A 25,275-nucleotide genomic window follows, 5' to 3' on the forward strand; every position below is an offset into this window, starting at 1 on the left:
AAACCGTTCAACCGGGCGCTTACGCTCCGATTGAACGGTCGATGTGATTAACGAGACGAACGCGATTACGCCGACAAAAAGCGGTATTGCGCGTCGACCAAATTACGATAATGCCCCGGACGTTTCATCAGTTCGTCGTGATTGCCCTGATCGACGATGACTCCGTGATCGAGCACGACGATCATATCGGCATGGCGAATCGTAGACAATCTATGCGCGACAATGAAAGAGGTGCGGCCTTTAAGCAACGTCGCAAGCGCTTCTTGAATGCGCAGCTCCGTCTCCGTATCGATGCTTGCCGTCGCTTCGTCGAGGACGAGAATGCGAGGATTGGCCAGCAATGCCCGAGCGAAGCTTAAAAGCTGCCGTTGCCCTACGGACAGAGCGTTTCCTCGTTCTTCGACTTCCGTATCGTACCCGTTCGGCAAATCCGCGATGAATTCGTGAGCGCGCACGGCGCGAGCCGCGGCTTCGACGTCGGCATCCGTAGCGTCCGGACGGCCGTAGCGGATATTGTCGCGGATCGTGCCCGAGAAAATGAACGTATCCTGCAGCACGATGCCGATCTGCGAACGAAGGCTATCGATCGTTACGTCTCTAATATCTATGCCGTCCAGCAGCACGCGACCTTCGACCGTGTCGTAAAACCGGCAGATCAAGTTCACGATCGTACTCTTGCCAGAGCCGGTATGGCCGACCAAGGCGACGGATAAGCCGGCTTTCACGTCCAGGTTGATTCCTTTAAGCGCCGGACGATCGGCTTCGTATCCGAAACTGACATTCTCGATCCGAATGTTGCCTTCCGCCTTCGGTAGCTTCACGGCGTCCTTTTTCTGCGGCACGGCGGGTTTCTCGTCCATGAATTCGAAAATCCGCTCCGCCGAGGACATGGAGATAAGCAATTGGGAGTACATGTTGCCCAGCCTCGTAATCGGCTCCCAGAAGCTGCCGACGTAAGTGATGAAGGCGACAAGTATGCCGACCGTCATCGTTCCAGATTGTATTAAATAAGTACCGTAAAGCAACAGGATCAGCGTCCCGATCGCGGAAGTTATCTCGATGACCGGCCCGAACAGCTGATTCAGCGCCGATGCCGTATTCCACGAGCGAATGTTGCTCGCGTTCATCCGGTCGAAGAAGCCGATATTTTCCTTCTCTTGGGTGAACGCTTGCGTCACGCGAATGCCTTGAATGCTCTCGTTCAGATGCGCGTTAATGCGGGATTGCTTGATCCGAACGACTTGCCATGCCATCCGGATACGCTTGCGCAGCGTCGACGAAACGATGAACATGAGCGGGACGGTAATCATGATCGCCAGTCCGAGCTTAGGCTCCATGACGAGCAAGATGATCGTTATCCCGATTAATTGAACGATATCGATTACCGAGTTGATGACGCCGTTCGTAAACATGTCCTGCAGCGAGTTGACGTCGTTCGTGACCCGGACGAGCACGGAGCCGGCAGGCCGCTTGTCGAAGAAGCGGAAGCTCAGCGATTGAATATGCTTGAATAGCGCCGCTCTCAAATCGAAAATGACCTTCTGTCCGATCTCGTTCGTCTTCTGGATCGTGTATCGCTGCGCCCACCAACGCATCCCGTACATCGCGAGCATCGCCGCGACGATTCCGTAGAGCAACGATAGGCTGCCTTCGCCGACCTTCGGATGGATGGCCCGATCGATCGCCATGCTTATCAGGAACGGAATCGCGAGCCGCGATAACATTCCGAACACGGTCATTACGAACACGACGCGGGTAACGGCCGTGCGATATGGCTTAACGAACTCGAACAGCCTGCCGATCTGTTTCCAGTTAAACGGCTTCTCGATCAATTCGTCGTCTTGATATACGAATTGCCTGCTCATCCCGACACCAGCCTTTCCGAGGAACCGTCCGAAGGTTCCAGCCGTTCGTTCAGCTCTTCGGGGCGGTCGGCATATTGAATGCGATAAGTTTCCCGGTATAAGCCCGGCTGGCGCACGAGTTTATCGTGGGTTCCGCGTTGTATCGTGTGTCCGCGGTCGAGCACGAGGATTTCATTCGCGCGCCGCAGCGTCGAAATCCGATGCGCGATCACGAATACCGTGCGTCCGGACATGACTTTGCGAATCGCCAATTGGATTTCGTGCTCGGTTTCCATGTCGAGCGCGCTCGTCGCATCGTCGAGGATAAGTATTTTCGGCTTGCTTAGCAATGCCCGCGCGATTGCGATCCGCTGCTTCTGACCGCCGGACAATCCCATTCCCCGTTCCCCTACGATCGTATCGTAGCCTAACGGCAGCTCGCGGATGAATCCGTCCGCTTGCGCCAATCTCGCGGCTTCTTCGATTTCTTCCGTCGTCGCGTCCGGACGCCCGTAACTGATGTTCTCCTTGATCGTCGTCGAGAACAAGAAAGATTCCTGGAACACGATCGCGATTTCCCGACGCAAGGTCTCGATCTCGATGTTGCGAACGTCCACTCCGTCCAAAGTGATCGAGCCTTCGCCTACGTCGTAAGCTCTGAACAACAAACCGATCGCCGTCGTCTTGCCCGAACCCGTTCCTCCCAACAAGCCGATCATAGAGCCCGCAGGCGCGTCTAGGTTAAAGCCGAGCAACGCCGAAGGCAAATCGTCGCGGTTCGTGTATCGGAAGCTTACGTCCTCGTAACGCAGATGGCCTTTGACGGCTTCGTCGTCCAGCACGAGGCTGTTCGGCGTATTTTTCACGGCGACCGGTTGGTTCAGCAGCTCGAGCAGCCGTTCTCCGGAAGCCTTCGATTGCGTATAGGCGTTGATCTGGAATCCGAGCGTCCATAGCGGAGCAACGATCAATCCCAGCATTCCCGACAAGGCCACCAGATCGCCGAGCGAGAGCGAACCGTCGATAACCCTCCAACCTCCTACAAGGAGCAATGCGGCGACGCTAATGTTCGCGATGAATTCGATCATCGGGAAGTACTTCGCCCACACGCCTGCCAATTGAAGATGGTTATCCCGGTAATCCACGTTTTCCTTGACGAATTTATTGATTTCGAACGGCTCGCGTGCGAAAGATTTGACCGTTCTTACTCCCGTAATGTTCTCCTGCACCCGAACGGTCAACCGACCTACGGCGGATCGGATCGAACGGAAAACCGGATGAATGTTCTGTTCGAACCGGATGGCGACGAAGCCTAGAACCGGCAAGATTGCGAAAGTCATTAGAGTGATCTTCCAATCGATGAAGAACATCATCGTGAAACCGAATACGAGCAGGAACCCCGTATTGAGCAGTTGGGCGAACCCGAAGCCTATGAACTGCCGAATGCCTTCGATATCGGCGGTTAATCGCGACATCAGGTCCCCGGTTTTGGCGGTGTCGTAATACGAGAAGGAGAGCTTTTGAAGCTTTTCATAGCAGGCGTTACGCAACCGGTACGCCAGCTTGTTCCCTAATCGTCCGCCGCTAAAGCCATGCACGTACTGAAATCCCGCTTTTACGAAAATAATGCCCACGGCCGACAGCGATAAGCCGAGAACTCCCGAATACTTGCCCGGAAGGATCATATCGTCGATCAGCGACTTCAGGAGCAGAGGGTACACAAGCCCGAGAGCGGTAGCGATTGCAAGACCCGCAACCGAGCCCCAGAGAAACCCTTTGTCTTGCCAATAATACGTTTTCAGCGCTCTAAAAATATCCAAAGATGGTCCTCCCCTCATGCTTTCTACGGCAGTGTAGCCTAATCGAATAAGACCGGCAACAGTGTTAAACGGTTCTATTCGCCGTTCCTTCCGAACCTATGGCGCTGAACGCGCGAATGCATGGAATATCTCCGTAATCGTCGCTTTTCGTACCGTATATCCCCTTGTTTACCCCTCCGGTCAAGGAAAATAAAGCCAAATGAAGAAAAGGCCTTTTCCCATCGCGTGAACGATGGGAAAAAGCCGATTTCGAACTTTATTGCCTGATTATCCGCCATTGCTCCCGCAAATCCGCCAACATTCGTTCTTCGCCGGGCTCGAGGAGAGACTGGCTCATGCTTACGGCGAAGGCGGAGAGCTGCTCCGACCATGCCAGAGCCGCCGAGCGAACGGTATCGTGCAGCGTTGCTTCCGAGATAACGTTCCACTCGCGCCTGAGCGAGCTTAGCTCGTCATCGATCGCGCGGAACAGCATTTCATTCAGCTCCTCGCGCAGTGCAAGAGCTCCGTCCTTCTCGAAGAAATGCTTCGGAGACCGGAAAGCATTCCAGAGCAGCTTCGTCTCGAATGCAGGGCCTTGCGCGAAAGGCTCGGGCAACGGCAATTCCAACTGCCCGGGTTCGAACGATTCGGGCGAGAAACCTTCCAATCGCATCTCCGCGATGCCGGATAACTCGCGCAATGCTTGCTCCGCCATGCGGTGCACGGTTCTCTCCAATCGCAGCCCTGCCGCGCGAAGCTCTTGAAGCAGATCCTCGCCAAGGGAACGCTTAAGATCTTCCCCGCATGCCCCGATCAGCTTCTTCAGGTCGCGGCCGTCGTCCTGCAGCACGGACGGATGGAACGCGCCTTGGAAATGCTCCTTAAACCGGAACTTAAGTCTCTGGCGAAGATGGTAGAGTTGCTCTTCGATTTCCTGCAGCAATGGCTGGACCGTCGCAGCGGGAACGTTATGCCCTCCCTCTTCGCTCCATTTTCTCGACTGCTCTCGCAGGCGCAAGGCTTTCGCCTCGCGCGTAGCCGCGTCTTCCGTCGCCGATTGGAGGAATCCGTCGAGCAAGTTGTCGACGCGGTCCAGCTCCTTGTTCGCCGATGCCAGCGCCAAGCCACCGAGTTCTTCCTCCGAGAAGGAGCGGAATGCGCTCTCGAACGCCGTAATGCCCGACGTTTGCATACGCTGGGCGCTTCTCTCCCGCTTGGCTTCCAATCCAAGCAAGCTGGATACGGCGAATAAGCGCGGCTTGCGAATGCCATGCTTGAGCAATTGCGCGGATACGTGATCGCGCACGCCGACTAGTTCGGCTTCCGAAGACGCCAAATCGGCCGCATTGATAATAAAAAACATTTTGTCTAGCTCGAACACGTCTTTAACGTTGCCGAGCTGATTGAGGAATTCCCTGTCGGCTTCGGTAAACGCATGGTTATAATACGTTACGAACAACACCGCGTCCGCGTTTTTGATATATTGGAAAGCAACTCCCGTATGACGGGCGTTGATCGAATCCGCTCCCGGCGTGTCGACGAGCACGGCTCCGCTGCGCGTGATCGGGGAATCGACGTACAGGTCGATCTCCGCGACGAAACAAGACGCTTGTTCTTCGGCAGCAAAGCGTCGATATTCCGCCTCGTTCACCGTCAGACGCTGCCCGAGCAACGGGCCGTATTCGTTCCAACCGAGGGCAGCCGCCGTCAAGAAGGCAAGATGCGGCCTTCCCCGCGGATGCAGGTCCGCTGCGGAAATGGGATCTTTAAGCGCGAGCAGTCTTGGGATATCCGTTCCCGCGTTGGCTAGCTTCTCCTTGGCGACGCCGATTCGTTTCAAGGAGTGACGAACGTCCTCGGCGAAACCTTCCGGCGTCTTCATCGTTACGAGCGCCGTACCATCCTTCTGCTCTCCCGATGGCGCAACGATACGGTTGATCGTCGCCGTCGTCGGATTCGGGGAAACGGGCAAAACGGGTTTCCCGACCAGAGCGTTGGCGAACGAAGACTTGCCCGCGCTGAACGCGCCGAACAAGGCGATCGTGAAGCTCTTGTTCCTAAACCGCTCGGCCTTCGCCCGTAAGCCGTCTGCAACCGAACGCAGGGCCGGCAGCTTCGATAACAGCTCCGCCGAACGTTCAAGCTTCTCGGCGGCGCCCTGCGGCGCGCCAAGACCGCTTAGTTGACGTTCTTCTTCAGACGCATCGGATTCCGGATTTACCGATTCCATAAGCTCGGAAGCGGTCAGCCGTTCGTTCTCGCGATTCGCACTCCGAATCCCGAGACTAGCGACCGTCGCGACCGATACCTTCGCGGGACTAGGCAGCTCTGAATTCGTCATTCCGTCCATATCCGATGGCAGCAGTTCGAGCAGTCTTTGTTCTTCTGCTCTTTCCGAAGCTTCGAGCTTCTCGAGTTCTTCGGCAATCGCGTCCTTGCGGCTCAATTCGTCAAGCTGCGTCTGTACGATTGCCGCTTGTTCCCTTAACTCGGGTTCGTGAGTCCGTTGCAAATCATCCACCCAATGTGCGGCCGATTTCCGATATTCGGATTTCAACTCGGCGCTGATCTCGGCAGAGTAATGCAGCGTTGCCTGCCCATCCGCGCCCGCGCCCGACTTCACAAGCTGGCGCAGCCAGCCCGCCGCGACCGGCTTGAAACAAGCCGTCAGAGATTGCTCTAGTTCCTCTCCCTGCAAGCCGGAACCTTCCGCCTCCCTGCGCAGCAATTCCTTGAGGTGCCCGGTAACGTGAGCGGACACCTGCCGGTTGAAATCGTCCGTCAGCCGTTCGAGCCTCGCGGACCTTTCCGCTTCCGTCTTGGCAGCGCCGGACAACCAGCCAACCTTAAATCCGGGCTGCATGGCCTCCAGCACTTCCCTCGCCCGCTCGCGCGTCTCCGCCGGGGTCAGATTCGCGTTGCCCAGCAGTTTGTCCAGTTCAGTCCTTACGCGCTGACGCAGCCGATCCCCGGCGCTTTCGACGTCAGCCAAGCTCCGTTCGAGTTCATTGCGTAACGCGAGACGAGCTTCCTCTTCTCCGTCGTCTCCGAGACGTTCTTGCAGCAGCGCACGCTCGTCGCTATTACGTTCATGCAACGCTTCACGAAACTGATCGGCTAGATGGCGGGCGGAACGCTCCGCGCTTCTTAGCATAAGCGGCGTAGAGAGCGGCTGAAGATCCTTCAGCAATTGCAGCAAGTCTTGCCATTGGGAAAGCGGGTGATCCGGCTGCCTAAGGGAAAGGAACAGCGTTCCCGCCGGTTGGATGTCCCAATTGCCGAGCGCTTGGCTTAAGCTTTCCTGGAACGCGGAGAACGCGATCTGCTCTTCGCGATGCTTATCGACCTGGTTAACGATCAAGTACGTCGGCTTTCCCCATCTCGCCATGCTGCGCAGAAAACGGAAGTTGACTTCCGATTGCACGTGGTTGTAGTCGGTCACGTAGAACACGACGTCCGCCAAGTGCAGCGCGGATTCCGTAGCCGCCCGGTGGGCGCCGTCCGTTGAGTCGACCCCGGGCGTGTCGACGATTGCCATACGATCGCCTAGCAACGGAATCGGATAGGATACTTGAATCGACGTGACGCCTTCGCCGTCCACCGCGTAGCTATGCAGTTGTTCGACAGGAATCCGCCGGACGGGATGAATCTGGCCATTCGAATCGCGGAACACCGTTTCCGCCGAAGGTTGTCCGTTCACGACCGTTACGACGTTCGCGCTCGTCGGAATCGGCGATGCGGGAAGCAGATCCGTACCGCACAACGTATTCACTAACGTTGATTTGCCGGCGGAGAAATGGCCGCAGAACGCGACCGTCAGCCTGCCGCTCGCGAGCTTCTCCGAGAGCTCCGCAAATTTCTCGGCGCGGACATTGTCCCCCTTCTCGGCCGCTTTGGCTGCCATTTGAGTTAAGGATCTTTCATAATTCGTAAGATCGGATAATTGCCCGTTGTTCGGAGCGATGTCGGTATGGCTCACTTCGTTGTGCTCCTTTTCTTCAAAGCCGCTTTCATGCGGGATTTGCCTTCTTTGCAATGCTCCAAGATGGGACATACGTCGCATTTCGGATTTTGAGCTTTACAATGATAACGCCCGAAGAAGATCAGGCGATGATGGGTGATCGTCCACTCGTCCCTCGGAACTTTGCGCATTAGCTTCTTCTCTACTTCCAGTACGGAATCGTCGGCTTTGGCGATTCCAAGTCGCTTGGACACACGTTCAACGTGCGTATCCACGGCGATCGCCGGCTCGTCGAAAGCATTCGAAACGACGACGTTCGCCGTCTTCCTTCCAACGCCGGGTAGCTCGGTCAGCTCCTCGTGCTTACGGGGAATTTCCCCGTTATGCTTATCGATCACCAGTCGGCATAACTTCTGAATGTTGGCCGCTTTATTGCGGAACAAACCGATCCTTCTGATATCGTTCTCCAGCTCTTCTAACGGAACGTTTAAATAGTCTTGCGGAGTACGGTACTTATCGAATAGCGTGGCCGTCACTTTATTGACGGTCTCGTCCGTGCATTGCGCGGATAATAAAACGGCGATAGTTAGCTCGAACGGATTGCGGTGGTTCAATTCGCATCTCGCGTCCGGAAACATCTCCGCTATCGTATTCAGCACATGCCTTATCGTTACGGCGTTCATAAGCGCTCCTTCGTTAACCGAAATTTCTTTAACAAGTTTACCGGAAGATTGCCTTATCGGCAATAAGAACGAAAGGCGGCTTGGCTGTAGGCATACGAAAGCCCTCGTCGCGAACGTCGAGGGCTGCAGATGGTAGCAACTTAGTAATAAAGGCTATTATTTGGCGATTTCGAAGACTTTGCCGCGAAGGACGTATAACGAGATGGCATCGTCGTTACGCAGATCCGTCAGGCTAAGCGTCGTCGTACCTTGATGAATATACACTTGCGAATGCAGCGTGAAGGAAAAGTTCGTGTCCGCCAACGTTTCTTTCTTGACGTTCAGCGTTCTCGAATCGGCTTCGTAATACCAATACAGCTTACGTAGCAACGGTACGACCTCAATGACGACGCGATCGTTCTCGTCCTTGCGAATTTCCACGCGATCGTCCGGCGAGACGGTGGACAAGGAACTCTGTACGACGTTGTTCTTAAGAATTAACGGCGTAGAGCCTACCGTCTTCGTTACCGTAGAACCGTTAGGAAGCACAAGGTCAACCGACGCTCCCGCGGTATTGACGGAAGAAACGCGGCCATAGCTAACGGATACCGTCTTGATCTTGATCGGCGTGTTTCCTTGGAAGGTAATGTTGAGCAAACCTGCGTTATTCAATGCTCCAAGCGTCGTCGCGGCGCCGCTCTCGTCCTGCAGAACAATGTTCGAACCGAGCGTCCATTCTTCGACGACGCCGTCCGCGCGTTTCGTGCGCAGCTTATTGTTCGTGGTGTCTGAAGAAATGAAATCGAATTGAGCTGTTTTCTGGACCAGAATAGAAGAAGCTTGATCCTGGGATCCGTTCAAGAGCACCGTAACCTGATCGCCGACGCGAACATCCGCATACGACTTCGCGGTCGAGCCGTAGATTTCGACGATCGGGCTGACGTAAGGAAGCGTAATGCTGCCGGAGCCGTCCAGTGAAAGCTTCAACGTTCTCGCGGAAGTATTGTTCTCCGTCACCGTACCGGAATACTTGGCGATAATCGAGACGTAGATGACGTTCGTGCCGCTAATTCCGATATTTACTTTTTTCCCTTTGGAGGAAATCAATGGAGTCGCCGTTTCCAGCGTAAGCTTCGTTCCGTTTAAGTCGAAGCGCGTGGACGCGTTCACGTCCAGGTTGTATTTTTTGCCGGCGGAGTCGAACACGATAAGCGTCTTCGCGTCGGACACGTAACTCGAGATCGTCGCTCCGGTTAAGTTGGATACCACGTTCCCCGTAACGCTGATGACGGATACTTTGCCGCTATCGTTAAATGTCAGGGAGATCGGGTCGCCTTTATAAACGTCGTCCAACGTAGCGTCGGCGTAACCTTCGATCTTAACGATTACGTTATCCGCCATAAATTTTGCGCTCAGTTCTCCGTTTACCGTGTATTGGATCGTTTTGTCGGTTTTGTTAATGGCATTTAGAATGCCGGAAATCGTCGGCTGCTCCGATTTCGTGATAACGATGCTGGTGACGGAACCGCTTTTGACCTCGTAAGTAATCGTATCGCCAAGCTTCATGTCTTCCGGAGCAACGTTAATGCCGTTTTTCTTGATCGTTGCGTTGGCGCTGACCGGGAAGTTCTCGGGCAAGCTCGTCGCCGTAGCTTTCACTTGCAAGCTGCGAGTCGCCGCGCTCCATGCGGCTACCGTTCCGGTACCCGTCTTGTTGACGACCGATTGATTAACGGTGATCGAGAGAATTTTTCCGTCCGTTCTGACCGCGTCGACGAGCAGCTTCACCGTCGCGTTTACCGGCAAATTATCCAATGTCAGCGTTTGGCCGTTGGCGTCTTTAACCGACGGCAGATGCAGCGGATCGTAATAGTAATAGACGGAATCTTCGCCTACGAGCAACGTCAATCGGTTAAGCGACGTTGAGACGCGAGTCAGCGTGCCTTCGTACGTTTTGACTTTCGCGGTATCGCTCGTTTGCTCCACGTACCCGATTGAGCCGCCTGCCTCGCTGATCAGGCTGACTTCTCCGTACAGCTTCAAGTCCGCAAGCGAGGATGCCTTCTCGGAGTCGAACCGGTATACCGATGTCGACGTAGAGATCGTATAATCTTTGACTACGCCATCTTGGTGAAGCAAAGTCAGCTTGTTCGCGTCCATGGCGAGCAGAACGCCCGTAACTTGACCGGAGTACGCGACGGAAATCTTCGATTCCGCGCGGCTAAACAACGTCGATGCCGTGGCGCGGGTGACCGGGGCGACGGGGTCGAATTTCGTGACGGACGCTCCTGCTCCGTTCGTCACCGTAACTCCGGTAATAATCCCGGAAGCTATGCCAACGTTCACGTAACCTTTCAGCTTCGCGTCGATACTCGTATCGTCATTAAACGACGTCGCTTGGGAAGCCGCCAGCTTGGCTTCGGCATCCTTACCGATGGCGCGAACGAGCAACCGAGTTATCCATTCCCGCGTCGCCGGGCTCTTACCCCAATCCTTGCCTTTTTCTTTTTTGGCCAATTCCGTTTCTTCGTCGATCATGAGGATCTTTTTCTGCAGCGCTAATTTTATGTAGGGTTTATAATAATTGCCGATCGTGAGTTCGCTCGGGAATACGAGCACTTCGTCTGATTTCACCTGATCTTCGATGCCCATGAACCGAAGGGCAATCAGGACCGCTTCTTCTCGGCTGACGTTTTTGTTCGGGTTGAATTTTCCGGCTTCCGTGCCGGTTCCGCCTTTGAGAATTCCTTGCAAAGCCAGTTTGGAAATATGTTTCTCCGCCCAGTGTCCGGCAGTAACGTCGCTGAATGGCGATGCGGCGAACGCGGTAGTGGCGGACCAACCTATGCCAGAGTAAATCATCGTTGCTGCAAGGGCTCCCGCTGCCCATTTCGATTTGCGCTTATCCAACATTTACGAGTCCCCTCTCCTAGATACACATATACCGGCCCCTAATAGGGGCCGGATTGGCAATCAGTATAATTTCAATTGCATTTTAATGCCTTTCGCGATGGCTTCGGCTACCCGATTTTGCAAGGCATCCGTCCAAAGCTGAGGCTCGTCGATTTTGCTGGACAAATAACCGACCTCTAGCAGAATGGCGGGCATCTTCGTTTCCCGCGTTACCGCAAGGCTTTTCTGCCGAACGCCGTTGTCTTTAAGTCCGGTCGCCGGAGCGAAAACGGAGTGCATCAAGTTCGCGAATGCCTTGCTGTCTTCCCGCGTGTAATAAGTCTCGGTCCCGTTCGTTGCGGCCGTATAACTATTGGCATGCACCGACAAGAACAAGTCCGCGTTGACCGAATTCGCGAGATTGTAACGATCCGCAAGCGACGGGAACGTATCCGAAGTTCGGGTCATCACGATTTTGATGCGATCGTCCAAAGCCAGAATGGCTTGAACCTTAAGAATGACGGAAAGATTGAACTCTTTCTCCGGACGCTTGGTTATGCTTATCGCGCCGGGATCCGAGCCGCCGTGGCCTGCGTCGAGAACGACGGTGAACTTCGACTTGTCGGGAGTCGGTTGTTTCAAGTTAATTCTAAACTCGCCGATCGAAGGATCGTTCACGACTTCGTAATCCCAAGCTTGATTCAAGTCGAGCACTAAGCGTGGGATTTTCGTCTGCGCGCTTTCACCGAATAGCGAGAATCGAACCGCGGTCAAAGCCGGATGTCCGATTACGTCGATCCTTCCTAGAAGGCCCTTGGCGAAGTCGACCGTCGGAACGAAATCGCCGGCATACTGCCCATTCGGGAAGTCGAAGACGAGTCGTTTCGGGTTTTCCAGAGTGGTTATCGTCGGAACGATCAATCCGTCGTAATTCAAGATAATGGCGTTGGTCTCCGCCTCGTACCGGACACCGTGAAGGTTGCCCGTAATGACGGGAGGCGTAACCGCTCCTGGATCCGTATTTCCGCCTTCGGGTTCGTTCGGATCCACGACTCCGATAAGTCCGCCATCTGGCGGTTGCGTATCCGAGCCGCCTGCATTGCCCGTATTCCCGCCGGTGTTGCCGTTATTGCCCGCGTTACTGCCGGACGTATATAAGAATGCCGCCTTGGCTACGTTATCCCAGTAAATATCGACTCCGTACGACTGCGTAAGGAATCTCAGCGGAATAAACGTATACTGATTGGTTTTATCGGAGACTAAAATCGGAGCGACGTCCATCTTCAGCGAGACGTTATCAAGATAAGCAGTTTGCTGACCGATCGTCATTATCAGCTTCTTCGATCCGCTCGTAACCGTAACCTGCTTTTTCTTATTGTCGTAATCAACCTTGTAGCCAAGATTCTCGATCGCGATTCTCGCGGGAATCATGACGGACTGTCCTACCACTGTGGGCGGAACGGGAGGTTGCAACGTCTTGCCGTCCAAGATCAACTGGGGAACTAACGTTTCCGCCTTGGCGGCGCTTACGACCCCCGCACTAAGGAACAGCATGCCAAAGACGACGAACAACAAGACTAACCACTTCTTCATGCTTCACCTCGATGTAAAAAAGATTTGAGAACGTTGCCGAATTATGTAATTGACTGGCGGCTTGTCCACGAATCATTAGACGCCCGGGATGAAGAAAAGTTGCGTATTTAAGGAAAAAAAGACCCTTTGCCCCGAAATTTGCCGAATCGGGTTCAAAAGGTCTCTTATTCTAACTAATCATGCCATTCGCTTACGCGTTCACTGCCGCCGCGCGTTTCGCTTCGTACGCGCTGATCGCGCTCTCGTGCTTCAGAGTAAGACCGATATCGTCCAGCCCTTGAAGCAGGAATTGGCGGCGATGCTCGTCAAGCTCGAACGGAATGCTCAGACCGTCTCCGTCCGTGATCACATTGTTCTCAAGATCGACGGTCAGCGAGTAGCCTTCCTTCGCTTCCGTGCGTTTGAACAGGTCGTCGACTTGCTCTTCGCTCAGCTTGATCGGCAGAATGCCGTTCTTGAAACAGTTGTTGTAGAAAATGTCGGCGAACGACGGCGCGATGATGCAACGGAAGCCGTAATCCATGATCGCCCACGGCGCGTGCTCGCGGGACGAACCGCAACCGAAGTTCGCGCGGGAGATCAAGACGGAAGCGCCTTGGTAACGCGGCTTGTTTAGATTGAATTCGGGAATAACGTTTCCTTGCTCGTCCCATCTCCATTCGAAGAACAAGAATTGGCCGAATCCGCTTCTCTCGATTCTTTTGAGGAATTGCTTAGGAATGATTGCGTCCGTATCTACGTTAACCCGGTCAACCGGGGCGACTAGTCCATTAAGCTTAACAAATGGTTCCATGTTGGTTGATCCTCCCTCTTACGCCGTCACTTCGGCTTTGAAATCCCACGTGCGAACGTCTACGAAACGACCTTTGACGGCGGCTGCCGCAGCCATTTCCGGAGACACGAGATGCGTGCGTCCGCCGCGGCCTTGACGACCTTCGAAGTTCCGGTTGGAAGTCGACGCGCAACGCTGGCCCGGCTTAAGAACGTCGGGATTCATCGCGAGGCACATGCTGCAACCCGCTTCGCGCCATTCGAAGCCCGCTTCGATGAATATTTTGTCCAGGCCTTCTTTTTCGGCTTGGATTTTGACGCGTCCGGAGCCCGGGACGACGATCGCCGTCACGTTCGAGCTGACTTGGTGACCGCGCGCCACGGAAGCCGCCGCTCTCAAATCTTCGATCCGGCCGTTCGTGCATGAACCGATGAAGACGTAATCGATCTCGATATCCGTCATCGGCGTGCCCGGCTTCAAATCCATGTATTCCAGCGCGCTAGTCGCCGCTTTGCGTTCGTTCTCGGTAGGCAGGCTTTCCGGAACCGGGACGGTGGAAGTGATGCCGGTACCCATGCCCGGGCTCGTGCCCCAAGTAACTTGAGGAATCAAAGAATCGACGTCGAATTCGATTACCGCATCGTAAGTCGCGCCTTCGTCCGTGCAGAGCGATTTCCACTGCTCGACGGCAGCTTCGAAAGCAGCGCCTTGCGGTGCATACTCGCGACCGCGCAAGTATTCGAAAGTCGTTTCGTCCGGCGCGATCAAGCCGGCGCGGGCGCCCGCTTCGATCGACATATTGCACACGGTCATCCGTTCTTCCATCGTAAGCGAGCGAATGGATTCGCCCGTATATTCCATGACGTAGCCGGTACCGAAATCGGTGCCGTACTTAGCGATCAGGCCGAGAATCATATCTTTAGCCGTGATGCCGGGTTTGCGTTGGCCTTTGAAGCGGATGACCATCGTTTTCGCTTTCGATTGCTGCAAGCATTGCGTCGCGAGAACGTGCTCGACTTCGCTCGTTCCGATACCGAAAGCAAGCGCTCCGAACGCGCCGTGCGTGGAAGTATGGCTATCTCCGCAGACGATCGTTTTGCCAGGGTGCGTTAAGCCTAGCTCGGGCCCCATGACGTGAACGACGCCTTGGTCGATCGTGTTCAAATCGTACAGCTTTACGCCGAATTCTTGACAGTTCGTCGTCAGCGTGTCGACCTGTTGCTTGGAGATCGGATCGGAAATGTTGAAACGGTCTTTCGTCGGAACGTTGTGGTCCATCGTTGCGAACGTCAACTCGGGACGACGCACTTTGCGACCGGACAGGCGCAAGCCCTCGAACGCTTGCGGGGAAGTAACTTCGTGTACCAGGTGCAGGTCGATGTAAAGGATGCTAGGCTTTCCTTCTTCAGCGACGATGACGTGGTTGTTCCAAATTTTCTCGAACATTGTTTGTTTACTCATGTCTCTGTTCACCCCAATTAGGACGTTTCGTTTGAATTAATTTTATATTAGCATTTCTTCTTTCATTGTTCCAAGATATAATATCTATAAGGTTAATAGTTTTAGACTATGAAAGGACGTAATGCTCATGGAATTCCGTCAACTCTTATATACGATACAAATCGCATCGGAGAGAAACTTCTCCCGCGCCGCCGAGAAGCTGCATATCGCGCAGCCGTCGCTCAGCCAGCAGCTGTCCAAACTGGAAAAGGAACTCGGAGTCCTCTTGTTCAAGAGAAGCACGAACTCCGTCGAGCTCACGTACGCGGGCTCCGTGTTCGTCGAGAAGGCGCAGCAGATCGTCGACATGGCCGACCAGCTCCGCAGGGAAATGGAAGATATCGCGGACATGCGCAAAGGACGTCTAGTTGTAGGGAGTCTTCCGATGACCGGTGCGCACGTATTGCCATACGTGCTCCCCGTTTTCCGCGAAGCGTATCCCGATATCGAGATCGTGCTGATCGAAGAATCGACCCGACGGCTGGAGCAGCTGACGGCCAGCGGCGGCACGGACGTCAGCCTGCTTACGCTTCCTTTGGTCGAGCCTTCTCTACAATATATACCGCTCATGGACGAGGAAATCAGTCTTGCGGTCCCGAACGATCATGAGCTGGCCGGCAAAGCTTACGCGAATGAAGCGATACCGCTCTCCAGGCTGCGCGATGAGCCGTTCGTGCTGCTCAAAAAAGGACAAGGCTTCCGAATGATCGCCCACGAACTGTGCAAATCCGCCGGATTCGATCCGAAGGTCGTCTTCGAGAGCGGCAACATCGAGACGGTTCAATCACTCGTTGCCGCCGGCATGGGAATCGCCTTCGTTCCGAAAATGATGACCCGCGGCGAGTGGCAGGGACATACGCCGACCTACCTTACCTTGGAAAATCATCCCGCGCGCACGCTAGTCATCGCATACCGCAAAGGCCGGTACTTGTCCAATGCCGCGGAAGCCTTCATCGCCACGTTCCGACAGACGCTTCAGAACTTAAACGGTTAGGCTGTTTATATTACGAATACAATTCCGGTCTTCGATCGGCGAATACGGGAATTCTATTGCGCACTTCTTCCACCAGTCCAAGATCTACGTCGGCCGCTAGAATCGTTTCCTCTTCTAACGCTTCCGCGATCACTTCGCCCCAAGGGTCGATGACCATCGAGTGCCCGAAGAAGTTCGAACCGCCGCTCTCGCCCACCGTATTGCACGAGACGACGTACATTTGGTTCTCGATCGCTCGCGCCTGTAACAGAGTGCGCCAGTGATGTAAGCGAGGATGCGGCCATTCCGCCGGTACGAACACGATGCGCGCCCCCTCCAGCGCAAGCTTGCGCGCAAGCTCGGGAAAGCGAATGTCGTAGCAGATCATCATTCCGGCGGGAACGCCTTCCAGATCGAATCGGCCGGGTTCGGTTCCCGATTCCAGATGCAAATGCTCGTTCATTAATTGGAACAGATGGATTTTGCTATACTCGGCAATCTCGGATCCCGTTCGGTCGAACACGTGTACGGTGTTCGTTACCGTGTCTCCGCGTAGTTGCGCGATTGAGCCTGCGAGCACATTAATTGCGTATTTGCGGCAGAATGCGGATATCGTCCGCTTCGTCCGTTCGCCGTCGGGGTCGGCGAGCGCTTGGATTTCAGTCAGCGCATAGCCCGTATTCCACATTTCCGGCAAAATGATGAGATCAGGCTTGGGCGAAAGCGCCGCGGCTTCCTCTAATCGGGTTTGCATTTTCGCGAAATTGGCTTCCGGATCCCCTGCCACGATATTCATCTGTATCACCGCGAGGCGCAGTGGCGTTGTCATGTCGATTCACTCCTACTATATGCGTTTCTCTAATCCCTTCATCGTACTGTAACATGCACATCTCGGCAACAAAAGCCCGTATTTTCACAATTCCGACTAAGCGTCCCCGAATTCGTATGCACAAATAGGCATCATTCGTTGCTCTGTCCGATTCATTTGTGCTACATTCAACCTATCCTACGTATGACGGAGCGTGACGATTTCGCATGTCCTTAAAGATCACTCCAGCCTCCAGGCTGCAAACTTTGCCGGAACAATTTTTCGCCGCGTTGGTCGCCAAAGCCAACGCCCGCGCCGCCACCGGCCGCGATGTTATTAACCTCGGCCAAGGCAATCCCGACCTTCCGACGCCTCATTCGATCGTCGAAAGGCTGAAAGAAGCCGCGGACAATCCGAAATATCACAAATATCCGCCGTTTCGCGGATTCCCTTTCCTGAAGGAAGCCGTCGCCGAGCGGTATAAGGAAGACTACGGAGTCGACCTCGATCCGGAGAAGGAAGTCGCCATTTTATTCGGAGGCAAATCCGGGTTGATCGAGATCAGCCAATGTTTGCTCAACCCGGGGGACGTGTGCCTCGTTCCCGATCCCGGTTATCCCGATTATTGGTCCGGCGTAGCGCTAGCGGGTGCGGAGATGGCGTTTATGCCGCTTCGGGAGGAGAACGATTTTCTTCCCGACTATTCCGCCATTCCCTCTGAAGCGCTCGTTCGAGCCAAGCTTATGTTCCTCAATTATCCGAACAACCCTACTTCCGCCGTCGCGACGCCCGAGTTCTACGAAGAAACGGTTGCGTTCGCCAAGCGAAACGGCGTCGTCGTAGCCAGCGATTTCGCTTACGGAGCGATCGGCTTCGACGGCAAACGCCCGATTAGCTTCCTGGAAACTCCGGGTGCCAAAGAAGTAGGGGTCGAATTTTACACTTTGTCGAAAAGCTATAACATGGCAGGTTGGCGCGTGGGCTTCGCGATCGGAAATCCGGAAATCATAGAGCTCATCAATCTGATACAAGATCATATGTATTGCAGCTTGTTCGGAGGCATCCAGGAAGCGGCCGCGGAAGCGTTAACCGGTTCCCAGGAATCCGTCCGCGAGCTTGTCGCTACCTATGAGAGTCGCCGCGACGTATTATACGGAGCGCTCGAAGAAATCGGTTGGAAAGCGACCAAACCCGCGGGATCCTTCTTCTGTTGGTTACCTGTACCTGAAGGCCACACTTCGATGTCGTTCGCCGATCTGTTGCTCGAGCAAGCGGACGTTGTCGTTGCTCCCGGCTCGGGATTCGGAACGAGCGGCGAAGGATACGTTAGGCTTGGCCTGCTGACCACGGAAGACCGGCTGCGCGAGGTCGCGGCCAGAATCGGCCGTTTGGGGCTGTTCTAGGAGCGCCTCGCGAGTCGTTCGTTCCTTTACAACCCTTGTGGCGCATGGTATTCTTAGGATAATTCGTCGCCGATCGAGGATCGGCGCGCCATATGAACGCATTGACGGGAAACGAAGCGGATCCGGACATGACCAGAGAGTAAATTTCGAGGCTGAGAAAATTTACCTTGTCCCCCGCCTCCCCCATCCCCGAGCGGACGGCGATGAGCCGGACAGATCCTGCTGTTATCAGGACCATGAGCGGGCGGACGCCGTAAGTAGGCGCCGTCAATGAAGGTGGCACCGCGGAAGTTGAACTTTCGTCCTTTATTTAGGGCGGGAGTTTTTTTTATGGCTTGATAGGGGGTTCTAAGCATGGGTAAACGTATCGTTGTCAAAATCGGAAGCAGCTCGCTGACTGCCGAAGAAGGCGGATTAAACCGCCTGCAAGTGCGCTTTTTCGCGGATGAAATCGCCCGGCTACACGCCTCGGGATACCAAGTATTGCTTGTTACTTCGGGTGCGATCGCGGCGGGATTCCGCCGCCTCGGATACGCGACCCGGCCTAAGCTCGTTCATGAGAAACAAGCGGCCGCGGCCGTTGGCCAGGCATTACTAATGCAAGCCTATCAAGAAGCGTTTAATGCCAGCGGCATTACCGCCGCGCAAATTTTGCTAACCCGACCCGACTTCAGCAACCGCGGGCGATCCCAGAACGCCACAAGAACGATCGAGGAGCTGCTGAAGCAGTTCGCGGTGCCGATCATTAACGAGAACGATACCGTCGCCGTAGACGAGATCAAATTCGGCGAGAACGACTCCTTGTCCGCGCTCGTCGCCAATCTGGTCAAGGCCGACGGCCTCTATATCCTAACCGATATGGACGGCGTATACACCGGGGACCCGCGCAAGGTTCCGGATGCCAAACGGCTCGAACGCATCGAAGTGCTGTCCGACGAACTGTACCAAATGGCAGGCGGAGCCGGTTCCTCGGTCGGAACCGGCGGCATGCGCTCCAAGATCGAAGCCGCGCGGATCGCGATGCAAGGAGGCGTTCCGCTCTTCGTGGGTCGGGTATCTGAGCCCGGCGATCTCGCCGAAGCCGTCGCGGGTACGGGTAAAGGTACTTACTTCGCGTCTTCCCTGCAATCCCTTTCCGCCAAGAAGCATTGGGTCGGCTTCCTCTCCGTTCCGCAAGGACGAATCGTCGTCGACGCCGGAGCCGAGAACGCGTTGCTCAATCGCGGACGCAGCCTCCTTCCGGCAGGAATCTTAAGGGCGGAAGGCGACTTCCACCCCGGCGAAGTCGTCGAAGTCGTCAACGCCGACGGCCGCATTCTCGGCCGCGGAGTTACCCACTATGCCGCTTGGCAAATTACGGCAGTCGCCGGTCTGTCCAGCGAAGAAGCGCTCAAGCGCATCGAGGTCCCCCGCGCGGAAGTGATTCACCGCGACGAATGGGTCGGATCATCCCTTATCAAGGAGGCCAGCTCTCATGAGTGAAGTGATCAGCAAAGCTAGCGCGGCCAAGCAAGCCGCAACCGTTCTCAATCGACTTACCGCACAAGAGAAAAACGAAGGACTGCTTCTGATGGCGGACGCTTTGATTGCCGAACAGGATCGGATTCTTAAAGCCAACGAAGAAGATCTCGCGCGCGGTAGGGATAACGGAACTTCCCCGTCCCTGCTCGACCGTCTTCGGTTAACGCCAGCCAGACTTCAAGACATTGCCGACGCCGTGAAGATGATCGTCGGATTGCCTGATCCCGTCGGCGACTTGCTCGAATCGATCGAACGTCCGAACGGATTGAAAATCGAGAAACGCCGCGTGCCGATCGGCGTCATAGGCATCATCTACGAAGCGAGGCCGAACGTAACCGTAGACGCCGCGACGCTCTGCTTGAAGTCGGGTAACTCCGTCGTCCTGCGCGGCGGATCCGCCGCTCTCTCTTCCAACCGGAGCATCATATCCGTCTTGCGAGAAGCGCTTTCCCGTTCGGCGATTCCGGCGGATTCCCTGCAGTTGATCGAAGACTCCGGACGCGGGTCCGTGGACGAGATGCTGAAGCTGAACGGATTGCTCGACGTAATCATTCCGCGCGGCGGGGCATCCTTAATCCAGAACGTCGTGCAGAACGCAACCGTACCGGTCATCGAGACCGGGGCGGGCGTCTGCCATACTTACGTCGAAAACACCGCCGATTACGCGATGGCGGAAGCGATCTCCTTAAATGCCAAGGCGCAACGGCCTTCCGTATGCAACTCGATGGAGACGTTACTGTTGCAGGAGTCGTTCGCTCGCGCTCATCTGGCTAAGCTATCGGAAACGTTCCGCGAGGCGAAAGTCGAGCTGAAGGGCTGCGACATCGTCCGCGAGCTCGTAGCTTGGGCCAATCCGGCGACCGAGCAAGATTTCGCAACGGAATACAACGACTACATCTTGAACGTCAAAGTGGTAAAAGATTTAGACGAGGCTTTAAGCCATATCGCGCGCTTCGGCACGAAACATTCGGAATGCATCGTCACGGAAGACGCGATCAACGCCGAACGCTTCTTGCAAGAAATCGACGCTGCGGCCGTGTACCATAATGCGTCTACCCGCTTTACCGACGGTTTCGAATTCGGATTCGGCGCCGAGATCGGAATTAGCACCCAAAAGCTTCACGCGCGCGGACCCATGGGGCTTCCGGCTCTCACGTCCACGAAATACCGCGTCGTCGGTACCGGTCAAATCAGATCTTAGGAGGCGTACGCATGAACGAATCATCCCCTTCCTCCCTCGGAGGAATCACATTATGTTTCTACGGCGCGGGATCCATGGCCGAGGCGATTTTGCGCGGTCTTATTGACGCCAAGCTGACTAATCCGTCCAACGTGACGGTAATGAACCGCCAGAACGCGGAACGCCTACTGCAATTGCAACGGCAATACGGGGTAATCCCGGCTGCCACGGATGCTTCCAAAGAAGACGCGTTGCGTACTTCCGACGTCATCATTCTCGGCATGAAACCGAAAGATTCCGCTAACGCGCTGATCTCGCTTAAACCGTTACTGCGCCCGGACCAACTCGTAGTCTCCTTGATCGCCGGCTTAACGATCGATACGATCCAGCAACTGCTCGGCCGACCGCAGCCCGTCGTGCGTACGATGCCGAATACGTCCAGCACGATCGGGTTAGGCGCTACGGGCATCTGCTTCTCTGACGCCGTCACGCCTGAGCATCGAGAATTGGCGTTAACGATGTTTAATGCCGTAGGACTGGTCGCCGTCGTCGATGAACCGCTGATCGCCGCGGTTAACGGCGTGTCCGGGAGCGGACCGGCTTACGTGTATTACTTGATGGAAGCGATGATCGACGCGGGCGTTAAGCTCGGTCTCACGCGGGAAGCGGCTTTACAGCTCACCGTTCAGACGGTGAAAGGCGCGGCAGAGATGGTTCAATCGACGGGCGAGAATCCCGGAGATCTCCGCCGCAAGGTCACGTCTCCGAACGGAACGACCGAGGCCGCTATTCTGACTTTGGATCGCTTCTCCTTCCAAGAAGGAATGAACCAAGCGATCGTTCGTTGCGTCGAGAGGGCGAACGAGATGGGCGAAGCGATTCGCGATGAAGCGATCAAAGCCCAACAGGCATAACGTAAAAGCCTAACAAATAACGAAAGAACGAAAGACAGAAAGAAGGGTTGTCCAATGAGCTTAAGCGCCTCCTATAGTAACGCAACTTATCGGCTCTACGATGATAAAGCCGATTTCCATAAGAAAGCGCAAAGCATCGCCGTTGGTCTCACCGTAGGCAGCTGGACGGATCTTCCCGAAGCGGCCAAAGAGCAAATGCAGAAGCATCTCGGTCAAGTCGTATCCGTTGACGTCAGCGAGAGTTCCAATCCCGGCGAGCGTTACGCCGATATCGAGATCGCGTATCCGGATGCGAACTTTAGCCGCGACATACCGGCTTTTCTGGTGACCGCTTTCGGCAAGCTGTCGATGGACGGACGTATCAAGCTGATCGACATCCGGCCTTCCGCGGATTTCCTGAGCGCGTTCCCGGGTCCGAAATTCGGCGTACAGGGCATACGCGACCTGCTTGGCGTCCATGACAGGCCGCTCGTAATGAGCATCTTCAAGTCGGTCATCGGACAAGAGTTGCCGAACCTGCGAGAGCAATTTCTCCAACAGGCGCTAGGCGGAGTCGATCTGATCAAGGACGACGAAATTTTGTTCGAGAACCCGCTAAGCCCGCTCGAGAAGCGCGTCGAAGCATGCATGAGCGCGGCCCGCGAAGCCGAACAAGCAACAGGGCAGAAGCTTCTTTACTTCACCAATCTAACGGGCTCCACCTTCCAATTGAAAGATAACGCGAAACGAGCCATCGCGGCCGGAGCGAACGGCTTGCTGTTCAATGTGCTTGCATACGGCTTCGACGCGCTTGCCGAGCTAGCCGCCGATCCGGACATCAGCGTTCCGATCGCCGCGCATCCGTCGCTAGCCGGGGCATTGTACCCGTCCATGCATCACGGCATCTCCGCCCCGCTTCTGCTTGGCAAGCTAATGAGAATCGCGGGAGCCGATCTTTCGCTGTTCCCGTCGCCTTATGGCTCGGTCGTTATGCCCAAAGCGGAAAACCTGGCCGTCAAGGAAGCGTTGCTTACCCCTTCCTTGCCTCAGAAGCCGGCGATGCCCGTACCTTCGGCCGGCATCCATCCGGGACTCGTCCCGCTCATTATGGGCGACTTCGGACCGGAAGTCGTCGTTAACGCCGGAGGCGGCGTTCACGGGCATCCGGGCGGACCCGCCGCGGGGGGACGCGCCTTCCGCCAAGCGGTGGATGCGGTCAAAACCGGCAGTTCGCTAGTCCAATACGCCGAACGGCACAAGGAGTTAAAACAAGCTATCGAATTATGGGGGATACGCACATCATGAGCCAGCCGACATCGACATTCCCACGCAAACCCGTTCTTTTCTGCGATTTCGACGGAACGATCACGTTAAACGACAACATCGTCGCCGTCATGAAGCATTTTAACCCTCCCGGCATCGAAGAGATCATCAAGGATATCGTCTCCGTGAAGAAATCGATCAAACAAGGCGTCGGGGAAATGTTCGCGCTCCTTCCTTCTTCCCTGAAGGATGAAGTGCGCGAGTACATCTTAAGTACCGCCGGAATACGTCCGGGCTTCCCCGAGTTGCTGGAATGGTGCAAACTCCACGATGTGCCCTTCTACGTCACGAGCGGCGGCATCGACTTTTTCATCTATCCTTTACTCGCCCCGTTCGGTATTCCCGACGATCACATTTACTGCAACGGAAGCGACTTCAGCGGCGACAATATTAAGATAACCTGGCCCCACGACTGCGACGAACATTGCGATAACGGAGGATGCGGCATGTGCAAGACCGCGGTAATCCGGCAGTTCCCGAACGACGAGTATTATCGCATCTTGATCGGAGACAGCATTACCGATTTCGCAGGCGCTAAGCTCGTGGATCTGGTGTTCTCCCGCTCCCATCTGACGGAGCGTTGCCGTGAGCTCGGGTTGCCGCACATCCCGTTCGATACGTTCCACGACATTATCCAACACCTTGAACAAGGAGGCCGCACTTCATGAGCTTCGCGAACATCGCGCTCGAGGAAAAGCAACGCATCTTAAGCGAATTTTCCGCCGTGAAAGCGGACTTCGCATCCCGCAGCTGGTTTCCCGGCACGAGCGGCAACTTGTCCATGAGGGTCGGACCCTATACGCCCGAATCGTTCTATTTCGCGGTAACGGCAAGCGGCAAAGACAAAACGAAATCTACGCCGGAAGATTTCCTCTTCGTCGATCAGGACGGAATCCCATGCGAGACGACCGGGCTGAAGCCTTCGGCGGAAACGTCCTTGCATAGGGAAATCTATCGCTTGACGGGCGCGGGAGCCATCTTCCACATCCACTCCGTCTTTAATAACCTCGTCTCCGAGCTTTACTGGGAGCGACGGTCGGTACCGATCGAAGGCGTCGAGCTCATCAAAGCGTTCAACATTTGGGAAGAGGACGCCGTCATCGAAGTGCCGATCGTGCCGAACTACGCCGACGTTCCTCGGATCGTTCCGGAAATCGCCGGGGTCCTGAACGCCCGCGTACCCGGATTGCTTATCCGCAAGCATGGCGTATGCGTCTGGGGCCGGGATGCTTCCGAAGCCAAGAAACACCTCGAAGCGTTCGAATTCCTGTTCGAATACGCGTATCGTTGGCAATTGTTGAAAGGCGGCAAGTAACGACAGTCCTCGCTCCTCCAAAGCGAAAACCACTCGACAGCCCTCCCCCGCGGGAAAACATTCGAGTGGTTTTTTTGTTTGCGTTATCGGCCCGCTCTGAATTTCTGGGCGTGCAGGCGTGCTTCTTCGACGTTCGTGACGCGATTGCGGCTCCATTCCAACAAGATGCGATCGATGTAGCGAAAATGAAGCTTGCCCGCGAACACCGATTCCTTTAACGCGAACCGGATTAACTCCTCGGCGTATTTGTCTTGATCCAGCCAACCGCTAATCGTATCGTACTCGAACGGCGTTAACGGCCTGCCGAACTCCTGCTCGAACTGCGCGAACAAATTGCTCGCGATGCCGGTCGAGGATACTACGGTCGGCCTAACCGTTTCCGTTCGGATGGCCGTCGACGTTTCCTCCGCCTTATCGTAGCCGCTAGTCGTGGTACGCAGAGGGAGTTCCCCGGCAGCTAGCAGCATGCCCATCTTGTGGAACAAACCCGATAAATTATATTTTTCCGATTGAATGCCGGACTGGGCATCGAACTGCTCGTCGATCGTAACGAAACCGAGCTTCATAAGCTTCTGCAGCGTCTGTCCTACAAGCGCGGGCGAGCAGCCCAAGCGCTCCTGCAGCTGCTCGATCGTCGGAAACTCGTTCTGCTCAAGCTGTCTGTAAGCGATCAGATGAAGAAGCAGCATCCCTTCCGTATCGTCCAGTTTAAGCGCCCTGTAAGTACGAAGCAGCGCGTACGGAATACTGACGGCGCCATCCATATAAGCTTCCGCCATTCCCTTTGCAAGTGCATTGCGGTCGTTCATTCTAGAGTCGCACCACCATTCTCC

18 protein-coding genes are annotated in these 25,275 nt (G+C 55.3%); 8 read left to right on the forward strand and 10 right to left on the reverse strand.

Features of this window, described 5'->3' with window-relative positions:
- Positions 1 to 65: 65 nt before the first annotated feature.
- The 8 genes from D7Z26_RS03115 to leuC form a co-directional block, all read right to left on the reverse strand.
- Positions 66 to 1,865: an ABC transporter ATP-binding protein gene (locus tag D7Z26_RS03115; RefSeq protein WP_120974608.1), complete on the reverse strand. Its 1,800-nt coding sequence runs from the start codon at positions 1,863 to 1,865 to the stop codon at positions 66 to 68.
- Positions 1,862 to 3,664, reverse strand: coding sequence for an ABC transporter ATP-binding protein (locus D7Z26_RS03120; protein WP_120974609.1), 1,803 nt, complete (start codon positions 3,662 to 3,664; stop codon positions 1,862 to 1,864). Before D7Z26_RS03120 ends, D7Z26_RS03115 begins: the two co-directional genes overlap by 4 nt.
- A gap of 256 nt (positions 3,665 to 3,920) precedes the next feature.
- The gene (locus D7Z26_RS03125) at positions 3,921 to 7,625 is read right to left on the reverse strand and encodes a dynamin family protein (protein ID WP_158602171.1); all 3,705 of its coding nucleotides are present in this window, start codon (positions 7,623 to 7,625) and stop codon (positions 3,921 to 3,923) included.
- On the reverse strand, positions 7,622 to 8,290 hold the full coding sequence (gene nth, locus D7Z26_RS03130) for an endonuclease III (RefSeq protein ID WP_120974611.1): 669 nt from the start codon (positions 8,288 to 8,290) through the stop codon (positions 7,622 to 7,624). Before nth ends, D7Z26_RS03125 begins: the two co-directional genes overlap by 4 nt.
- Before the next feature lie 156 nt (positions 8,291 to 8,446).
- Positions 8,447 to 11,182 (reverse strand): S-layer homology domain-containing protein, encoded by a 2,736-nt coding sequence (locus D7Z26_RS03135; protein WP_120974612.1) that lies wholly within the window; start codon positions 11,180 to 11,182, stop codon positions 8,447 to 8,449.
- Positions 11,183 to 11,242: 60 nt separating this feature from the next.
- The gene (locus tag D7Z26_RS03140; RefSeq protein ID WP_120974613.1) at positions 11,243 to 12,754 is read right to left on the reverse strand and encodes an N-acetylmuramoyl-L-alanine amidase; all 1,512 of its coding nucleotides are present in this window, start codon (positions 12,752 to 12,754) and stop codon (positions 11,243 to 11,245) included.
- Positions 12,755 to 12,944: 190 nt separating this feature from the next.
- Positions 12,945 to 13,547, reverse strand: coding sequence for a 3-isopropylmalate dehydratase small subunit (gene leuD / locus D7Z26_RS03145; protein WP_120974614.1), 603 nt, complete (start codon positions 13,545 to 13,547; stop codon positions 12,945 to 12,947).
- 18 nt (positions 13,548 to 13,565) lie between these two features.
- Positions 13,566 to 14,987 carry a 3-isopropylmalate dehydratase large subunit gene (gene leuC, locus D7Z26_RS03150; protein WP_120974615.1) on the reverse strand — a complete coding sequence of 474 codons (1,422 nt, stop codon included), beginning with the start codon at positions 14,985 to 14,987 and terminating at the stop codon, positions 13,566 to 13,568.
- Positions 14,988 to 15,114: 127 nt separating this feature from the next.
- Between leuC and D7Z26_RS03155 the strand changes: the two genes are divergently transcribed.
- Positions 15,115 to 16,020 (forward strand): LysR family transcriptional regulator, encoded by a 906-nt coding sequence (locus tag D7Z26_RS03155; RefSeq protein WP_120974616.1) that lies wholly within the window; start codon positions 15,115 to 15,117, stop codon positions 16,018 to 16,020.
- A 10-nt stretch (positions 16,021 to 16,030) separates the two neighbouring features.
- Here D7Z26_RS03155 and D7Z26_RS03160 read toward each other — a convergent pair whose 3' ends face one another.
- Positions 16,031 to 16,828, reverse strand: coding sequence for a carbon-nitrogen family hydrolase (locus D7Z26_RS03160; protein WP_120974617.1), 798 nt, complete (start codon positions 16,826 to 16,828; stop codon positions 16,031 to 16,033).
- A 206-nt stretch (positions 16,829 to 17,034) separates the two neighbouring features.
- On the opposite strand from D7Z26_RS03160, the gene D7Z26_RS03165 reads away from it, so the two are divergent.
- From D7Z26_RS03165 to mtnB, 7 genes are all read left to right on the forward strand, one after another.
- A complete protein-coding gene (locus D7Z26_RS03165; RefSeq protein WP_120974618.1) occupies positions 17,035 to 18,210 on the forward strand; it encodes a pyridoxal phosphate-dependent aminotransferase in 1,176 nt (391 codons plus the stop codon).
- A gap of 354 nt (positions 18,211 to 18,564) precedes the next feature.
- Positions 18,565 to 19,692 carry a glutamate 5-kinase gene (gene proB, locus D7Z26_RS03170; protein ID WP_120974619.1) on the forward strand — a complete coding sequence of 376 codons (1,128 nt, stop codon included), beginning with the start codon at positions 18,565 to 18,567 and terminating at the stop codon, positions 19,690 to 19,692.
- The gene (locus tag D7Z26_RS03175) at positions 19,685 to 20,932 is read left to right on the forward strand and encodes a glutamate-5-semialdehyde dehydrogenase (RefSeq protein WP_120974620.1); all 1,248 of its coding nucleotides are present in this window, start codon (positions 19,685 to 19,687) and stop codon (positions 20,930 to 20,932) included. The genes proB and D7Z26_RS03175 overlap by 8 nt, the downstream gene beginning before the upstream one ends.
- 11 nt (positions 20,933 to 20,943) lie before the next feature.
- Positions 20,944 to 21,825, forward strand: coding sequence for a pyrroline-5-carboxylate reductase (gene proC, locus D7Z26_RS03180; RefSeq protein ID WP_120974621.1), 882 nt, complete (start codon positions 20,944 to 20,946; stop codon positions 21,823 to 21,825).
- A gap of 54 nt (positions 21,826 to 21,879) precedes the next feature.
- On the forward strand, positions 21,880 to 23,109 hold the full coding sequence (locus D7Z26_RS03185; RefSeq protein WP_120974622.1) for a 2,3-diketo-5-methylthiopentyl-1-phosphate enolase: 1,230 nt from the start codon (positions 21,880 to 21,882) through the stop codon (positions 23,107 to 23,109).
- On the forward strand, positions 23,106 to 23,795 hold the full coding sequence (locus D7Z26_RS03190; RefSeq protein ID WP_120974623.1) for a 2-hydroxy-3-keto-5-methylthiopentenyl-1-phosphate phosphatase: 690 nt from the start codon (positions 23,106 to 23,108) through the stop codon (positions 23,793 to 23,795). Before D7Z26_RS03185 ends, D7Z26_RS03190 begins: the two co-directional genes overlap by 4 nt.
- Complete coding sequence (gene mtnB / locus D7Z26_RS03195) at positions 23,792 to 24,442, forward strand: methylthioribulose 1-phosphate dehydratase (protein WP_120974624.1); 651 nt, start codon at positions 23,792 to 23,794, stop codon at positions 24,440 to 24,442. Before D7Z26_RS03190 ends, mtnB begins: the two co-directional genes overlap by 4 nt.
- Positions 24,443 to 24,525: 83 nt before the next feature.
- Here mtnB and D7Z26_RS03200 read toward each other — a convergent pair whose 3' ends face one another.
- Positions 24,526 to 25,251, reverse strand: coding sequence for a DnaD domain-containing protein (locus D7Z26_RS03200; protein ID WP_199731646.1), 726 nt, complete (start codon positions 25,249 to 25,251; stop codon positions 24,526 to 24,528).
- Between the last annotated feature and the right edge of the window lie 24 nt (positions 25,252 to 25,275).

It is taken from the genome of Cohnella endophytica, assembly GCF_003628305.1.
Classification (GTDB): domain Bacteria; phylum Bacillota; class Bacilli; order Paenibacillales; family Paenibacillaceae; genus Cohnella; species Cohnella endophytica.

Coding starts and splice junctions, on each gene's coding strand:
- D7Z26_RS03115 (WP_120974608.1), bottom strand. CDS start 1,865: ATGAGCAGGCAATTCGTATATCAAGACGACGAATTGATCGAGAAGCCG.
- nth (WP_120974611.1), bottom strand. CDS start 8,290: ATGAACGCCGTAACGATAAGGCATGTGCTGAATACGATAGCGGAGATG.
- D7Z26_RS03135 (WP_120974612.1), bottom strand. CDS start 11,182: ATGTTGGATAAGCGCAAATCGAAATGGGCAGCGGGAGCCCTTGCAGCA.
- D7Z26_RS03140 (WP_120974613.1), bottom strand. CDS start 12,754: ATGAAGAAGTGGTTAGTCTTGTTGTTCGTCGTCTTTGGCATGCTGTTC.
- leuD (WP_120974614.1), bottom strand. CDS start 13,547: ATGGAACCATTTGTTAAGCTTAATGGACTAGTCGCCCCGGTTGACCGG.
- leuC (WP_120974615.1), bottom strand. CDS start 14,987: ATGAGTAAACAAACAATGTTCGAGAAAATTTGGAACAACCACGTCATC.
- D7Z26_RS03155 (WP_120974616.1), top strand. CDS start 15,115: ATGGAATTCCGTCAACTCTTATATACGATACAAATCGCATCGGAGAGA.
- D7Z26_RS03160 (WP_120974617.1), bottom strand. CDS start 16,828: ATGACAACGCCACTGCGCCTCGCGGTGATACAGATGAATATCGTGGCA.
- D7Z26_RS03165 (WP_120974618.1), top strand. CDS start 17,035: ATGTCCTTAAAGATCACTCCAGCCTCCAGGCTGCAAACTTTGCCGGAA.
- proB (WP_120974619.1), top strand. CDS start 18,565: ATGGGTAAACGTATCGTTGTCAAAATCGGAAGCAGCTCGCTGACTGCC.
- D7Z26_RS03175 (WP_120974620.1), top strand. CDS start 19,685: ATGAGTGAAGTGATCAGCAAAGCTAGCGCGGCCAAGCAAGCCGCAACC.
- proC (WP_120974621.1), top strand. CDS start 20,944: ATGAACGAATCATCCCCTTCCTCCCTCGGAGGAATCACATTATGTTTC.
- D7Z26_RS03185 (WP_120974622.1), top strand. CDS start 21,880: ATGAGCTTAAGCGCCTCCTATAGTAACGCAACTTATCGGCTCTACGAT.
- D7Z26_RS03190 (WP_120974623.1), top strand. CDS start 23,106: ATGAGCCAGCCGACATCGACATTCCCACGCAAACCCGTTCTTTTCTGC.
- mtnB (WP_120974624.1), top strand. CDS start 23,792: ATGAGCTTCGCGAACATCGCGCTCGAGGAAAAGCAACGCATCTTAAGC.
- D7Z26_RS03200 (WP_199731646.1), bottom strand. CDS start 25,251: ATGAACGACCGCAATGCACTTGCAAAGGGAATGGCGGAAGCTTATATG.